15 protein-coding genes are annotated in these 15412 nt (G+C 38.9%); 5 read left to right on the top strand and 10 right to left on the bottom strand.

The features are described 5' to 3' along the window. The 4 genes from ACR2F7_RS09115 to ACR2F7_RS09100 all read left to right on the top strand — a co-directional run. Positions 1-693, top strand: a 693-nt coding sequence (locus tag ACR2F7_RS09115; RefSeq protein ID WP_432713262.1) for an APC family permease, incomplete at its 5' end; no start/stop codon positions are given. A 135-nt stretch (positions 694-828) separates the two neighbouring features. Then, positions 829-1083: a hypothetical protein gene (locus ACR2F7_RS09110; RefSeq protein ID WP_432713261.1), complete on the top strand. Its 255-nt coding sequence runs from the start codon at positions 829-831 to the stop codon at positions 1081-1083. Continuing rightward, positions 1065-1346, top strand: a complete 282-nt coding sequence (locus ACR2F7_RS09105) for a Txe/YoeB family addiction module toxin (RefSeq protein WP_432713260.1) — start codon at positions 1065-1067, stop codon at positions 1344-1346. The genes ACR2F7_RS09110 and ACR2F7_RS09105 overlap by 19 nt, the downstream gene beginning before the upstream one ends. A gap of 105 nt (positions 1347-1451) precedes the next feature. Further along, the gene (locus tag ACR2F7_RS09100) at positions 1452-2018 is read left to right on the top strand and encodes a MarC family protein (RefSeq protein ID WP_432713259.1); all 567 of its coding nucleotides are present in this window, start codon (positions 1452-1454) and stop codon (positions 2016-2018) included. An 11-nt stretch (positions 2019-2029) separates the two neighbouring features. Here the strand turns inward: ACR2F7_RS09100 and ACR2F7_RS09095 are convergent, their stop codons facing one another. From ACR2F7_RS09095 to ACR2F7_RS09075, 5 genes are all read right to left on the bottom strand, one after another. Further along, positions 2030-3196 carry an RsmB/NOP family class I SAM-dependent RNA methyltransferase gene (locus ACR2F7_RS09095; protein WP_432713258.1) on the bottom strand — a complete coding sequence of 389 codons (1167 nt, stop codon included), beginning with the start codon at positions 3194-3196 and terminating at the stop codon, positions 2030-2032. 23 nt (positions 3197-3219) lie between these two features. Continuing rightward, the gene (locus ACR2F7_RS09090) at positions 3220-4449 is read right to left on the bottom strand and encodes an ABC transporter substrate-binding protein (protein WP_432713257.1); all 1230 of its coding nucleotides are present in this window, start codon (positions 4447-4449) and stop codon (positions 3220-3222) included. Next, on the bottom strand, positions 4406-5935 hold the full coding sequence (gene guaA, locus ACR2F7_RS09085) for a glutamine-hydrolyzing GMP synthase (protein WP_432713256.1): 1530 nt from the start codon (positions 5933-5935) through the stop codon (positions 4406-4408). Before guaA ends, ACR2F7_RS09090 begins: the two co-directional genes overlap by 44 nt. Positions 5936-5945: 10 nt before the next feature. Then, positions 5946-6365 (bottom strand): deoxycytidylate deaminase, encoded by a 420-nt coding sequence (locus tag ACR2F7_RS09080; RefSeq protein ID WP_432713255.1) that lies wholly within the window; start codon positions 6363-6365, stop codon positions 5946-5948. Between the two features lie 97 nt (positions 6366-6462). Beyond that, complete coding sequence (locus ACR2F7_RS09075; protein ID WP_432713254.1) at positions 6463-8070, bottom strand: MFS transporter; 1608 nt, start codon at positions 8068-8070, stop codon at positions 6463-6465. A gap of 116 nt (positions 8071-8186) precedes the next feature. Here ACR2F7_RS09075 and ACR2F7_RS09070 point away from each other — a divergent pair, with 116 nt between their 5' ends. Next, on the top strand, positions 8187-8807 hold the full coding sequence (locus ACR2F7_RS09070; RefSeq protein ID WP_432713253.1) for a LysE family translocator: 621 nt from the start codon (positions 8187-8189) through the stop codon (positions 8805-8807). Between the two features lie 340 nt (positions 8808-9147). Here ACR2F7_RS09070 and ACR2F7_RS09065 read toward each other — a convergent pair whose 3' ends face one another. From ACR2F7_RS09065 to ACR2F7_RS09045, 5 genes are all read right to left on the bottom strand, one after another. Next, entirely contained in the window at positions 9148-11049 is a 1902-nt protein-coding gene (locus tag ACR2F7_RS09065) for an amidophosphoribosyltransferase (protein ID WP_432713252.1), read from the bottom strand. A 251-nt stretch (positions 11050-11300) separates the two neighbouring features. Continuing rightward, complete coding sequence (gene murI, locus ACR2F7_RS09060) at positions 11301-12125, bottom strand: glutamate racemase (RefSeq protein ID WP_432713251.1); 825 nt, start codon at positions 12123-12125, stop codon at positions 11301-11303. Positions 12126-12188: 63 nt separating this feature from the next. Further along, a complete protein-coding gene (locus ACR2F7_RS09055; protein ID WP_432713250.1) occupies positions 12189-12758 on the bottom strand; it encodes an OmpH family outer membrane protein in 570 nt (189 codons plus the stop codon). A gap of 47 nt (positions 12759-12805) precedes the next feature. Then, positions 12806-13333, bottom strand: a complete 528-nt coding sequence (locus ACR2F7_RS09050) for an OmpH family outer membrane protein (RefSeq protein ID WP_432713249.1) — start codon at positions 13331-13333, stop codon at positions 12806-12808. 40 nt (positions 13334-13373) lie between these two features. Then, a partial coding sequence (locus ACR2F7_RS09045; RefSeq protein ID WP_432713248.1) for a BamA/OMP85 family outer membrane protein occupies positions 13374-15412 on the bottom strand: 2039 nt, incomplete at its 5' end.

Genomic DNA, 15412 nt, shown 5'->3' with positions numbered 1-15412 from the left:
AAAAACCCGAAAAAAGATATGCCAATTGGTATCCTTGTTTCTCTTGCCATCTGTACTGTATTATATGTATTGTTCGGCCACGTATTAACAGGTGTAGCCAACTATTCAGAATTTGCAACTCAAGGTAAAGAAGCTTCTGTGGCTTATGCTATCGAAACTTATATGCACAACTATCACTGGTTATCAGTGTTGATTACTGTAGCTATTTTAGCAGGTTTCTCTTCTGTAATCCTGGTGATGTTATTAGGCCAGTCGAGGGTATTCTTCTCGATGTCTAAAGACGGATTGGTACCTAAAGTATTCTCTGCAGTACACCCTAAATTCAAAACACCTTATAAATCAAACCTGATCTTTTTAGTATTCGTAGGTTTATTTGCTGCTTTTGTTCCTGGTGATGTTGTAGGTGATATGACTAGTATTGGAACTTTATTTGCCTTTACTTTAGTATGTATCGGTGTACTTGTATTGCGTAAAACTGATCCAAACAGAGAAAGACCTTTCAAAACACCATTCATGCCTTTCGTACCTATTTTAGGTGCTGCAGTATGTATCCTGATGATGATTGGTTTAGGAAAACATAACTGGGAGCGTCTGGCTATCTGGATGGCGATTGGTTTTGTAATCTACTTCAGCTATAGCGTTAAAAACTCTATCGTTCGTAAAAAACATAAAGAAAACAAAGAGAATAGCTAATTCTAAATAAATAATATGGAGGCCGTATCGTTGAAAAATGATACGGCCTTTCTTTTGCTCTACTGCCAAGGTTGGGTTATTTATTTGAGTATTCTTTCTTATATTTATAGGTAAGTATATTTTTAAATTATCATTATGATAGTCATTAGCCCAACTGAACTCAGTAAAAATTTAAAGAAGTATTTGGATCTTGCAGATAAAGAACGTATTCTGATACAGCGGGGAAAAAACGAAACATTCGAACTACTGAAAAGAGAGCATGTGAGCGAAGACCCTTACTTTGATGATCCAAATAATATCAAGGCTATAGAACAGGGTATCTCAGATATTAAGGAAGGCAAATACAAGACATTAGATCCAGAAAAGCCCTTATGGGAAAATATATTATAAACATCTCTGCAAAAGCAGAAAAAGATCTAATCAAAATATATAAATCTGGGGATAAAAAAAGTATTAAAAAGCTTGAAATTATTTTTGATCAACTTCAAGAAAATCCTTATGAAGGGATTGGGAATCCAGAAGTTTTGAAGCATCAATATAAAGGATTTTGGTCCCGTAGAATTAACGAAAAAGACAGACTAATTTATGAGGTACGAGAACATATTATCTCCGTTTTTGTAGTATCTGCTCTAGGACATTATAATGATCATTAACCACAGCTAACAACCTGCAAAGAAATAAAAGCACAACACAAGCCACTTCTATTTAAAAAAGAAACACTTTTATTTACTTAACTTTGCATAAAATTGTTAACTGCTATGGAATTTAATTTCAGCCAAATTCTTTCTACTTCTATGGTGCTTTTTGCCATCATTGACATCCTTGGATCTATCCCAATTGTGATCAACCTGCGACAAAAAGCTGGTCATATTGAATCTGAGAAAGCTACTATTGTAGCTACGGTCCTGATGATCATGTTTCTCTTTCTTGGTGAAAGTATGTTAAAAGTAATTGGACTGGATGTGGCCTCATTTGCCATTGCAGGCTCTTTTGTCATCTTTGTTTTGGCATTGGAGATGGTACTTGGCCTTACGCTATTTAAGGAAGAAGCACCAGAAACAGTATCTATTGTGCCCTTGGCTTTCCCTTTAATTGCAGGTGCAGGAACAATGACCACTTTACTTTCGCTTAAAACAGAATACGCCACTCAAAATATATTGGTGGGTATTTTACTCAATATGCTTTTTGTGTATTTCGTGCTTAAAAACACAGACCGCCTGGAGAAACTTTTCGGCATAACAGGTCTGAATGTCTTGAGAAAAGCATTCGGTGTCATTCTACTGGCCATCGCCATTAAACTGTTCAGAAACAATACAGGCTTATAAATAAAGGAAATTTAGCTTTTGATGAGGCGTGCCACAAACATGGTATCCGCCTTATCCTGGTAGCCTTTAATCACTTCCATGCTTTCCAGCTTCAGGTGGTGTTCTTGCTGCAGGTAAGCCACAACAGCCTCATTTTCCTGCTTAAATACAGAGCAGGTAATGTAAAGCAGTGGTTTGCCGGGTTTAAGGTAAGGCAATACATTGCTGGCAATGGTTTTCTGCAGCTTGTGGAAGAAACTGATTTTCTGCTCCTCAAAGAAAGAAAGCATTTCGGGCGTGCGGCCCCAGGTTCCAGAACCTGAACATGGCGCATCCACAATAATTCCATCAAAGGTATAATCATGCAGTACCTGCTCATTATTCACCAGCAGATCCAGCACTTTCTTCTGGTATTTCTTCAATCCTGCTATTTGAAAGCGCTCATCAAGGTTATGCAGGCTATTTGCCCTCACATCGCTAACCAACAATTGTATGTCAGGCTGCAAATCATGCAGCAGCAGCGACTTTCCGCCAGAAGCAGCACAACAATCCCACCAATAATCATATTGCTGTGGACGGAAGTATTTGCCTGTTTTCTGAGAGGAAAGATCTTGCACCTGGTAATGCTTCTGTTCAGGGAAGATCGTTTCCAGTTTGGTGCCGTTAGGCATGGCAAAAGTAGTCTCACTCACATTGCGTACTTCTACCCCATGATCCTTTAGGGTATTCAGCATTTTTGTCGCATGTGACTTTTGCACACGGATAAACAAATCTGGCTGTGTAAAAAAGGAAACCAGGAATGCCTCCCGGTCTATGCCATCAGAAAGCAGGTTGAGGTCGAAAGGAAATATTTCGGCTGTTTTAAAAGCAGGATAATGATCTTTAACCAGCGTAAGTTTAGCCTGTACAGGCAGGTTAACCTGCTCCACAAACTGGGGCAGGTAAGTTTCAATCACCAGACTAGATGTAGTATTGCACAGAAAATCAGCAACAGCAAGTCGGTCTACCGTAGTTTCTGCAGGCAGCGCTTTCCCTAATCGGAAAAAGCTGTACACATAACGGTTTGCCCACCTGCGATCAGAGGAGCCCATTTTCTTATGCTGCTTAAAATAGCTCAATAAAAAACGATGGAGCGGTAAAGAACCATCGTAGTCTGCTAATATCTGTTCAAACGCCCTGATCTGGTGTGCAACTTTCATTCAATTATCTTTAAAGACTATTTTTACTCTATTACATTTAAGGAAAAACCTTTGTAATTTAAAAGCATCAGGCTGGTATTGATATAGCCCAGCTGCTCATCCTGTTGAAAGGTAAAAGTATTGTGCAAACCTTTATACTTCTCCTCTTTCAGGTATTTCAGGTAATTTTCACCATGTGCAGCCAGCTGTTTAGCAAAATAAAAACCAATGTCGAAACCTTTAAAGGCATACTCTCCAGGTTCAAAACTATAAGCTTTGCGGTATTTCTTAACAAAATCTATAACAGCAGCACTTTTATAGTTCACCAGGTAAGAAGCGCTAATCACCGTATTTAAGGCTTGTAAGTTTTCAATGGAGTAGTTCTGTTTAATCCAATCCGGGTGACCAATCAGGTCAATATCAAAACCGGCACGTTTCATTTTCACCAGCTTATTCAGCGTAGCCGTTACAAATTTCTGATCTGAGGAACTTAACATCACCACATATTTCTTGGTTTTGACTATCTTCATTTCCATGGTAAATACCGAAGCATATTCCTGAAAGGATAGTTTTTTGCCTTTATCACCAGCGAAATAATTACGCAAAGGGCCTCCCAGAATTTCATCTGCAGGGCTTTTGGTATTGATCAGCACCACAACTGTTTGTGCAGGTGTATACTTTTTGATTACATAGTCTCCAATTTTTGTGGCATGCAATTGTATATTGTTCACCACAGAAATCAGGTTCGGGTTATTGAACTCTGAAGGTTGCGATGCCGCCAGCGGAGAGACCACAGGGATCTTTTCACGAATTGAATAAGGAGTGATCAGCTTTAAGCCATCCGGAAAAACAGGCCCCACAATAAGGTTACTTCCTTTTAGGCGATTGCTGTTGATCACGCTCCCTACCTCACTTTGGTTATCACCCGAATCAAATACCTGGAGTTTAAAATCCATGCCTGTTGCTGCGGCAGAATCTATGCCGAGTTTAAAACCCTGGTAAAAATCTATAGCCAGCGCATGTTTTTCCACCTCGGCCTTTGTTGCAGGCTTGGTTCTGAATTCTTGAAGGTTAAATGGGATCAACAAGGAAATGGTGGCTTCCGTAAATTTCTTCTCCGGCTTTTTCTCCTCCACTTTGACCACCTCAGGAGGCACCTCTTTATGAATGGGTTGTACCTTTGGCGAACATGCCGAAAGGTACAATCCAATAAAAATTAGTGAAAAATATTTATTCCCACTCAATTGTAGCAGGCGGTTTTGAACTGATATCATACACTACCCGGTTTATTCCTTTTACCTTGTTAATTATTTCATTAGAGATTCTTGCAAGTACAGGATAAGGTAAATGACACCAATCGGCTGTCATACCATCTACAGACTCTACTGCTCTCAAACAAATTACGTTCTCATAAGTACGCTCATCTCCCATTACCCCTACAGATTGTACAGGTAAAAAGATAGCACCAGCCTGCCATACCTGGTCGTAAAGACCTTCCTCTTTCAGGATGTTGATGTAAATGGCATCTGCTTCCTGTAAGATAGCAACTTTTTCTGCAGTAACCTCACCCAAAATTCTGATTGCTAAACCTGGACCTGGGAAAGGATGACGACCAATGATAAAGTGTTCCAGTCCTAAAGACTTTCCTACTCTTCTCACTTCATCCTTAAATAAGGTATTGAGGGGCTCTACCACTTTCAATTTCATGAAATCTGGCAAACCACCCACATTATGGTGAGATTTGATGGTTGCTGAAGGACCATTTACCGAAACCGACTCAATAACATCAGGATAAATTGTACCCTGTGCAAGCCATTTCACATCCTGTATAAGGTGTGCCTCAACATCAAAAACTTCAATAAATACCCTGCCTATTGCTTTACGCTTTAATTCAGGATCTTTTAAACCGGCAAGCTGACTTAAGAAACGCTCTTTGGCATCAACGCCTTTAATATTTAAACCAAGGTGTTTGTATTGTTCTAACACCCCTTCGTATTCATCTTTACGTAATAAACCATTGTCTACAAATATGCAGTGCAAATTTTTACCAATGGCTTTATGCAATAAAATAGCAGCCACACTGGAGTCAACACCACCAGAAAGGGCTAAAACAACTTTATCGTTACCCAACTGCGCCTGTAAAGCGGCAATGGTAGTTTCTACAAAAGCATCAGGTGTCCAGTCTTGCTGGCAACCGCAGATATCTACCAAAAAGTTCTCCAATAATTGTTTACCATCTAAACTATGGGTAACTTCTGGGTGAAACTGTATAGCATAGGTTTCTGAGCCTTCAATCTGGTAAGCAGCAACTCTTACATTATCGGTACTGGCAATCAATTTAAAGTTTTCAGGTACTTTGGTAATGGTATCACCATGTGACATCCACACCTGAGAATCTGCAGCAATATTTTTGAACAGTTTGTTCTCTGCATCAACAAAATTAAGGTTTGCACGACCGTATTCTCTGGTTGATGAAGGTAAAACTTCACCACCTGAATGTTGTGCAATGTATTGTGCACCATAACATACGGCTAAGACAGGGTATTTTAGATGATATTTTGCGAAATCAATTTGTGGTGCATCTTCCTGGCGTACAGAATATGGACTACCGGAAAAAATAACTCCTTTAACGTCTGTTGAAAACTCTGGAATATGATGGAAAGGATATATTTCACAAAAGACGTTCAATTCACGAACTCTGCGTGCAATTAACTGCGTATATTGTGATCCAAAATCGATAATGATGATTTTTTCTTGCATGGGCACAAAGTTAGTATTTATTCACTTCTACGCCGAATCTTTTTAAGAAATCAACCCCTTCATCACTAGGTAAACCTTTATAAGCTGCATAAGAATCCTTATAAATGACTACTTTAATGCCTGATGATAAAATTAAGCGGGCGCAGGCAATGCAGGGTGACAGTGTGGTATATAATGTGGCACCCTGTATATTGGAGCCATTTTTGGTAGCATAGAGAATAGCGTTTTCCTCGGCATGCAGGGCAAGTAAACAGCTGCCGCGAGAGTCTTTCTCACAGCCTGTTTCTGGCCACTCCTCATCACAGTTATGCGTTCCCGGTGGTGGTCCGTTATAGCCTATGGAAATAATGCGGGTATCTTTTGTTAATACTGCCCCTACCTGGGCCCTCACGCAATGCGATCGAAAGGCCAAATCTGAGGCTAGATTCATGAATATATCTGTAAAACTGCGTTTCATAGTGTTAATGGGTGTTAAACAAAAAAATCCCTCCTTGTTTAAAGGAAGGATTTTTCTGCAAGTATATAGATTAATGTCCGCCTTCTGAAGCGATTTCTTCAACGTTATAACCTTGTTTTTTTAAGATGCCACTTACTTTCCATGCGAAGAAAACAAGGTATATGAATCCTAAAACAGGGATGATATAAGAATTATGGATACCACTGGTATCGGCAAGGAAACCCTGAACCGGAGGAATGATGGCACCACCAAGAATCATCATGATCAGGAAGGAAGAACCCTGACTGGTGTATTTTCCTAAACCTGTAATGGCTAAGGCAAAAATTGATGGCCACATGATAGAGCAGCATAAACCACCACTGATGAAAGCAAATACTGCAACATCACCTGTGGTAAATAAACCAATTAACATAGAGATCACCCCTAGTGAACCGAATAAAGCTAAAGTCTTGGCCGGCTTTTCTTGTCCGATAAATACCGCAATCACCATCACTACAATAGAAACGGCATAAACATACATGTTACCGATGTTTGTTCCCGTGAAATGGTTAACAAGAAGGATCACGCCAAAAGCAATAAAGGGAACCACAACTGTTAAAATCGTTTTAGTTCTTTTTGTTAAATTAAAGGCACTGATGGCACCCGTCCAACGGCCAATCATCATACTTCCCCAATAAAGAGAAATATATTGTTTAATATCAGACTCAGGCAAACCACCAAATTCTGGCAGGTTAAGCAAAGCGCCTAAATTACTTTGAATGGTAACCTCTACCCCTACGTAAATAAAGATAGCCAGCATTCCTAAAATTAACTGTGGATATTGCATGGCCCCCCATTGGTTAGGGTTTTCTTTTTTATTGCTATAAACATAAAGTAAAGTCAATACAATGATGGCTAAAGAAGAATAAACAAAGATTTCTTTAGGCCAGCCAGTTAAGTTAACCAATGGATCTGCAGCCATCATCATTAAAAAGCCGACTACCATTAATAATAATGGGCCATTAGATTTTGAACTGGATTCCATTTGTTCATTGCTGGTGACCACTGGAAGTTTAGAGATGCCAAAAAACACAGCAACAGCTAAAAACAAACCGGCAAGGATATAGTATAAGTTATTGATGGAAGAGATATCAACCTCTTTAGCGACAGCATCGTTGGCAGAACCAAATAAAACAACACTTACAATAACAGGGCCCATTAAACCACCAAAGTTATTGACACCACCGGCAAGGTTAAGTCGGTGTGTACCACTGGATGCAGGGCCTAAAGCCACTACAAAAGGGTTTGCAGCTGTTTGTTGCAAAGAGAAACCAATAGCGATCACGAAAAAAGCAACCAGGATAAATACAAAAGAACCTGAATGTACGGCAGGGATCATGAGCAGCGCACCGGCGGCAGATACAATTAAGCCGGCAATGATGCCATTTTTATAGCCTATTTTATTGAGGATGTCAATTTTACTCGCTTGTGAGGCAAAATACAACACCAGGGAGCCGATAAAATAGCCACCATAAAAGGTGAAATCTATCAGCTGGGATTCAAACTGTGTTAAATTGAAATGTGTTTTGCAAAAGGGAATAAAAATTCCATTTGATGCGGCCACAAATCCCCAGAAAAAAAAAACTGTAATGATGGTATACAGTGCTGTTCCAAAACTTTTTTGTGATTGTTGTTCCATGTTTTTGGTTAATGACTAGAGCTGAAGTTAATGTTTAAGTTGCTAAAACTAGTAAAAAAAAATAGGAGTTTTTAACCTTTAAAGTTGCATATTGCATAAAAATACGTTTAGGTTAAATGTTTGAAGCAATATTACAAGGGATAGGTGCAGGTATTTTGTTTTCCTTTTTAACAGGACCTGTGTTCTTCTCCATGATTAAAACGAGTATTGAAAAGGGCTTTAAAGCCGGCTTTTCTTTAGCGATAGGAGTTATACTGAGTGACATCATTTTTATTTTTGCCACTATCTTCAGTACGCAATTTGTAAATTACAACGCAAAATACAATCAATATATAGGGATCATCGGTGGCCTGTTTTTGTTAGGGGTGGGTTTATATTACCTCATCAAAAACGTGAAAGTTAACTATGCCATAGAGGAAGAAGGTAAGATAAAGCGAAGCGGCTATGTCATTAAGGGTTTTTTAATGTGCCTCTTGTCTCCTACTACCATCATGTTCTGGATTATGGTGGGTGGTATTGTCACGGTACACCTTCAATTTAAGCCAGCCGAAAAAATAGCCTTTTTTGTGGTCGCCCTGATTACCCAGCTGACTATGGATTCTATTAAAACCTATTATGCGGCAAAGCTGCGCTACAAAATCAAAGAAAAAGCCATCCAACGGTTAAACCATATTGCCGGTGTAGTTATCATTCTTTTTGCTGCACGCCTTTTTTTCGAGGTTATCGTTAACCTATAAAGATCTCTTTCGGTAAAGCTAGTCGCTTTACTGGCCTTCTTATTTTCATGTAAAGATAGTACCTATTACCTTAAGTTTCCCTACTTACAACTAATAGTTTACAAGGCGTTCAGAGGGCGTTGGTAGGGCCTTCATAGGGCCTTCTTATATCGAACCGATATACCAAGGCCATGCGAAAGCCCTGTAAATGCTAAGCTACGGATACCTTAATTAATAGCGGTAGTTTACTTCACGATAAGGCTTATTTTACTTCTATCAATTTTACAATGCAGGACACAAAAAAAAACCTGTCTGCATTTTACTGCAAACAGGTTTATTTAGTTATTTAATAAGCTATATCTTAATATGCTCTTTGGTTGTTTCCTTCTTTCCAGTTCACAAAAGCTTTGTTCACTACTTTATTTCCACCTGGTGTTGGGTAATTGCCAGAGAAATACCAATCGCCTTTATGATTCGGACAAGCAACATGCAGGTTATCTAAAGTCTGGTAAATGACCTGTACTTCAGCATTTGTTCCTGCAGGAGTAATAATTTTAGTGATTTGTGCCGAGATCTCCTCTTGTGTAAATGGTCTGTAGATATCTTTTACATGGTTTGTAATTTGCTCTTTAGGCAACAGAAGCGATGCTTTACATTTCTCATATACTTCATCAATGACCTTCTCTAAACCACGTTCTTTCAACAACTGAATTGCCGCCTCAAAAGCAACAAACTCACCCATTTTAGACATATCGATACCGTAACAATCAGGGTAACGGATTTGTGGTGCCGAAGAAACAATAATGATCTTCTTAGGGTGCAACCTGTCGATAATTTTAATGATACTCTGCTTTAACGTTGTTCCCCTTACAATAGAGTCATCAACGGCTACCAAAGTATCGGTATGGTTTTTAATCAAGCCATAGGTGGTATCGTAAACGTGAGCAACCATGTCGCCACGATCAGCATCCTGTGTAATAAAGGTTCTCAGTTTTACATCTTTAATGGCCAGTTTCTCAACACGTGGTGTCATGGAAAGCAACTCATCCAATTGTTCATCTGTAAGCTGGTCTTTACGGTGCAACAAGGCATCTTTTTGCAGGTCACGGATATGAGCATGCAAACCTTCAACCATCCCATAGAAAGAAACCTCTGCGGTGTTTGGAATAAAGGAGAACACTGTATTTTTAATGTCGCCATCAACAGCTTTTAAGATCTGTTTGCAAAGCAGGCGGCCTAAGTATTTTCTTTCCTGATAGATTTCAGCATCACTGCCTCTGGAGAAATAAATGCGTTCAAAAGAACAGGCACGTTTTTCTTGTGGCTCCCTGAAAACTTCCTGGGTAACTTTACCATTCTTTTTAACAATTAAAGCATGGCCAGGTTGAATTTCTTTAACATCGTCAAAGTGTATGTTGAAAGCCGTTTGTATAGCTGGTCTTTCTGATGCGGCAACAACAATTTCATCATCTGCATAATAAAAAGCCGGGCGTATGCCAGAAGGGTCACGTAAAACAAAGGCATCACCATTTCCAACAATTCCGGAAATCGCATATCCACCATCCCAGGTCTTTGCCGAGCGGCGAAGGATATGGGCAATGTTTAAGGCATCAGATATTTTGTGGGTAATTTCCACATTATCGTAACCTTCTTTTTTATAAGCATCAAACAATTCCTGGTTTTCATCATCAAGAAAGTGACCAATTTTTTCCAGTACCGTTACCGTATCCGCTTGTTCTTTTGGATGCTGACCTAACTCATATAACTGCTCTAATAACTCATCAACGTTAGTCATGTTGAAGTTACCGGCAATCACAAGGTTACGCGTCATCCAGTTGTTCTGGCGTAAAAAGGGGTGACAGTTTTCGATGCTATTTTTACCATGTGTGCCATAGCGAAGGTGGCCTAACAACACCTCACCGATGAAACTTACATTAGCTTTTAGCCATTCTGTGTCCTTCATTAATTCAGGAGTTTCATTTTCGATATCTACAAACTTACTTTGTACATAACCGAATATGTCGGCAACGGCATTTTGTGCCATAGAACGGTACCTGCTGATGTAGCGGTGACCGGGTTTAACATCAAGTTTAATGGTTGCAATTCCGGCACCATCCTGACCGCGGTTATGCTGTTTTTCCATCAAAAGGTACAGCTTGTTAAGGCCGTAAAGTGCTGTACCGTATTTTTCCTGGTAAAAAGATAAAGGCTTCAGCAAACGGATAAAAGCAATTCCGCATTCGTGTTTGATTGGCTCGCTCATGGGTGTGTTAAATGAGCCGCAAATTTACAGTTATATAAATTTAGAACCTAGTAAGAAATTCATTGTTTATTTCTTAATTACCTAATAATTACAAAAAGCAAAAACTAGCTTTAAGCCTAATTAAATACTGTTTTTGCTAGTTACACCTTAAAAACATAGGTATTTTAGATTCCTTAATTCGTATTTTTCTAAACTTAAATAGGATTCCAGGCGGTTATTAAGTCCTATTTACTCCCCATCTGTTCTATTTTTTATAAATGCACCTGTTTAGAAAGGATCTTTTTCCCAAAAAACAGAGATGCCCTGGTGTTAAAAACCTCCGGATCTCCAGAAGTAAAAAACTGTTGTTGACTTTCCTTACCAATTTTCTCTGCCATTTCAGGGTGATTCTGCAGGTATTTGACCAGGCTATTTGCAACAATTTCACCTTGAGAAAGCACTTGCGTATGCGCTGGCAAGAACTGCAAAAGTTTAGGGATAATTAAGGGGTAATGTGTACAGGCCAGAAGAATACAATCCAGGTCGGGTGCCTGGCTGTAGAGGTCGTCAAGGTACTTTTTCACAAAATGATCTGCTCCTGAAGTCAGGTGTTCGTTGTTTTCAATCAAGGGTACCAACATGGGGCAGCTTTGCTGCACCACTTTCACTGCCGGAAAGAATTTTTTAATCTCTATAGGGTATGATTGTGAAGTTACCGTGCCACGGGTACCCATCACCCCTATGCTATTGCTTTGTGTGTAATGACCAATTACTTCTGCCGTTGGCCTGATGACACCAAGCACCCGGTGGTGAGGGTATTTATAGGGTAGCACTTTTTGCTGTATAGAGCGCAGTGCTTTGGCAGATGCCGTATTACAGGCTAAAATAACCAAAGGACAGCCTTGCGCAAAAAGCCACTCTACACATTCTAATGTATATTGATATACAATATCAAAGGAATGGTCGCCATAAGGTGCCCTGGCATTATCCCCAAGGTAGATATAATTATAAGCTGGAAGTTTCTTAATGATGGATTTAAAAACCGTTAACCCACCATAGCCCGAATCAAAAACACCTATTGAATTCATATTGTACATCACAAAAAAAAGCGGAACAGGGTTTGATCACCCTGTTCCGCCAAATTAACTATTTTTATTTACTTATTTTTTAGGAGCTGCAGCAGCTGCAGTAATGCCTAATTTAGTTCTTACTGCAGCAGTAATATCATCACCACCTTCAGCATATAATAAGTTGTTTGCACCTTGTTGAGCAGCAATATCAAATACATAAGCTAAACCTTTTTCTTTCGCTACAGCTTTAACTGCAGTTTCAAACTTTTGGTTAATTGGAACGAACAATTCGCTTTGTTTTGTTGCTACTTCTTGTTGAGCTTTAGTACGGGCATCGTTGATGCGTTTTTCCATACCTTGTAATTCTTCGCCCATTGCTTGCAATTCTTTCGTCACTGCATCTTTGTTAGCTTCACTTAAAGTTTTGTTTTTTGCAACAGCAGCTTCATATTTTGTTTGGTATTCAGTCTGCATTTTAGTGATTTCTGCTTGTTTTGCTTTACCTAAATTTTCAAGTGTAGTTTGAGCGGTTTTTGCTTCAGTCATTACAGCAAAAATTTCTTCTGAATTTAAGTGTCCAATCTTCTGTTGGGCATTGGCCACATTAGCCGTAAACAACAACCCTGCCGCTACAAAGAATACATTAATTAACTTTCTCATTTCTATTTTTCTTAGTTTTTGTTTTAAATATGATGTTTTTTTTATTGTTATTCTGCTTTCCCTGGTTTATAACCTAGTTTGATAACAATATCTTTACTGAGGTCATACGTGCTAGACGCATAGATCATCATTGTTGATTCATTGCTTTTATCAAAAATGAAGTCTAAACCTTTTGTTTTGGCAAAGTCAGCAATGGTCTTGCTTACTTTTTCCACTATAGGATTGATCAGTTTTACCCTCATCTGGAAAAGATCTCCTTCAGGGCCAAATTTCTGGCGCTGGAATTCTTTTGCTTCTTTTTCCTTTTCAATGATGTCATTCTCTCTGCGCTTGCGCATATCGTCTGTTAACAACACCTGGTCTGCCTGGTAAGCTTTGTACATTCCATCGATTTCATTAAACTTAACGTCTAACTGTTTCTGAAATTGTTCTGATGATGTATTCAGCTGACTTAAAGCCGCTTTATATTCAGGCAAATGGCCCAGAATATATTCAGTATCCACATAAGCAAACTTTTGAGCAAAGGCTCCTATTCCGGTGAAGAGTAAGAAACTTAATAAAATATATTTTTTCATAGCCTGGTTATTTATCTGTTAATGGTGATGAAACTATTACTTAGTTGAAACCGCCTAATTGTTGTGCAATACTGAAGGTGAAGCTTTGTTTACCACCGTCTGCTACACCTGGGATAGCATCAAATGCATGACCGTAGTCAATACCTAACATACCAAATATCGGTAAAAATATCCTTGCACCTATACCTGCAGATCTCCTTACGTTAAAAGGATTGTAATCTTTAAAGGAGTTCCAGGTGTTACCACCTTCACCAAAGCCTACAATATAAGCAGTTGCTTGCTGACTTGCAATAACAGGGTATCTTAATTCAAGTACATATTTTGTAAAAATTGGGCTACCTGAATTTTGAGCAATGTTAGGCTCTGCACCAACCGGGATAACCACGTTGTTTGCATAACCACGCATTTTGATCAACTCAGATCCTTGAAGGAAGTCAAAACCTTGCATACCATCACCACCTAATTTGAAACGCTCAAATGCTGACTGGCCTACACTGCTGTTGTATGTTCCTAAGAAACCAAACTGTGCTTGTGCCATTAACACCAATTTACCAGTCATTCTTTGGAACCATTGAGATTCAAACTTCCATTTGTGGTATTCTGTGAATTTGTATTTTTCCTTATCAGACGCTGTTGAATAATTGATATTGTTTAATAACGAATATGGTGGCGTTGCCTGAATGGTAAACCTGAAATAAGAACCGCCAGTAGGGAAAATTGGAGAATCTCTGGAGTCCCTGCTTAATTCTTGTGTTAAGTTAAAGTTGTAAGAAGTACCAGTGCTAAATTTATAACCTGGATAGTTCTTTAGAATATATTGTTGTGCATTGATAGAGTGTGTTAACTGGAAATAGTTATCCGGCCAGTTCAACCTTCTACCTAAACTTACGGTTACCCCGTTTAAGCGGATCTTTTGGTAAGCAGCATTGTCTTCGCTCACCCCGTAATAACCACTACCACCATTTGATGATAAGGATGTAAAAGCACTTACCCCAAAGCTGATTGGTTTTTTTCCACCTAACCATGGCTCAGAGAAAGAGAAACTGTATGATTGGTATTGTTTACCATTGGTTTGACCACGTAAACTCAATTTCTGCCCATCACCTTTTGGAAGCGGTTTATAAGCGCTTAGGTTAAACAGGTTTCTTAAAGAGAAGTTGTTAAAGGTTAAACCTAAAGTACCGATGATACGGCCACCACCAAAACCACCTGAAAGCTCAATCTGGTCAGAAGGTTTTTCTTCTACGGCATATTCAATATCTACTGTACCGTCTGAAGGATTGGGTTTAGGTGTAGGAACCGTTTTAGATTCGTCGAAGTTACCCAATTGGCCAATTTCCCTTACTGTACGTACCAAAAGTTCTTTAGAGAACTTATCGCCCGGCTTAGTTCTGATCTCTCTTAAAACTACACGGTCGTTGGTAATGGTGTTACCTTTAACGGTAATCCTGTTGTTGGTGTATTGAGGACCCTCGTAAATACGCATTTCCAAATCAACGGTATCACCATGGATTTTTGTTTGAACCGGATCAACGTTGAACGTTAAGTAACCATCATTTAAATAAATGCTGGAAACATCATCGCTGTTACCCGTTCCTCTTAATCTTTTCTCTAGTTTTTCTTCGCTAAATACTTCGCCTTTTTCAATGCTCAATACTTTTTCAAGATCTTTAGCAGCATATTTGGCATTTCCAGACCAGGTGATATCACCGAAGTAATATTTAGGCCCTTCAAAAACATCTAATTTAATACCTACAGACTTATCGTTGTATTTATAAACACTGTCTTTTACAATAGCTGCATCACGGTAACCTAAGCCATGCATTTTAGAAACCAAAGTCAGCTTGTCCTCATCATATTTCGTTTGGTTAAATTTACCAGAACCAAATACTTTATAGAAAGCCTGTTGTTTAGTTTTTTTAAGGTACTTACGTAATTTAGCATCCGAAAACACTTCATTGCCAGTAAAATTGATTTCATGAACTTTTACCTTATTCCCTTTATCTACATTTACCTGTAAGATCACGCTATTTTCCTGGTTTTCATCAGGCAGGCTTTTGAAATCTACTTTAGTAAAAA

Origin of the sequence: Pedobacter sp. (genome assembly GCF_045628745.1) — a bacterium.
Lineage (GTDB): Bacteria > Bacteroidota > Bacteroidia > Sphingobacteriales > Sphingobacteriaceae > Pedobacter.
This window is presented reverse-complemented; position numbering and strand designations above follow the sequence as displayed.

Bases quoted from the DNA above. Each gene is read 5' to 3' on its own strand.
- ACR2F7_RS09110 (WP_432713261.1), top strand. From the start codon at position 829: ATGATAGTCATTAGCCCAACTGAACTCAGTAAAAATTTAAAGAAGTAT.
- ACR2F7_RS09090 (WP_432713257.1), bottom strand. From the start codon at position 4,449: ATGATATCAGTTCAAAACCGCCTGCTACAATTGAGTGGGAATAAATAT.
- guaA (WP_432713256.1), bottom strand. From the start codon at position 5,935: ATGCAAGAAAAAATCATCATTATCGATTTTGGATCACAATATACGCAG.
- ACR2F7_RS09075 (WP_432713254.1), bottom strand. From the start codon at position 8,070: ATGGAACAACAATCACAAAAAAGTTTTGGAACAGCACTGTATACCATC.
- ACR2F7_RS09050 (WP_432713249.1), bottom strand. From the start codon at position 13,333: ATGAAAAAATATATTTTATTAAGTTTCTTACTCTTCACCGGAATAGGA.
- ACR2F7_RS09065 (WP_432713252.1), bottom strand. From the start codon at position 11,049: ATGAGCGAGCCAATCAAACACGAATGCGGAATTGCTTTTATCCGTTTG.
- ACR2F7_RS09080 (WP_432713255.1), bottom strand. From the start codon at position 6,365: ATGAATCTAGCCTCAGATTTGGCCTTTCGATCGCATTGCGTGAGGGCC.
- ACR2F7_RS09070 (WP_432713253.1), top strand. From the start codon at position 8,187: ATGTTTGAAGCAATATTACAAGGGATAGGTGCAGGTATTTTGTTTTCC.
- ACR2F7_RS09055 (WP_432713250.1), bottom strand. From the start codon at position 12,758: ATGAGAAAGTTAATTAATGTATTCTTTGTAGCGGCAGGGTTGTTGTTT.
- ACR2F7_RS09105 (WP_432713260.1), top strand. From the start codon at position 1,065: ATGGGAAAATATATTATAAACATCTCTGCAAAAGCAGAAAAAGATCTA.
- murI (WP_432713251.1), bottom strand. From the start codon at position 12,125: ATGTACAATATGAATTCAATAGGTGTTTTTGATTCGGGCTATGGTGGG.
- ACR2F7_RS09100 (WP_432713259.1), top strand. From the start codon at position 1,452: ATGGAATTTAATTTCAGCCAAATTCTTTCTACTTCTATGGTGCTTTTT.
- ACR2F7_RS09095 (WP_432713258.1), bottom strand. From the start codon at position 3,196: ATGAAAGTTGCACACCAGATCAGGGCGTTTGAACAGATATTAGCAGAC.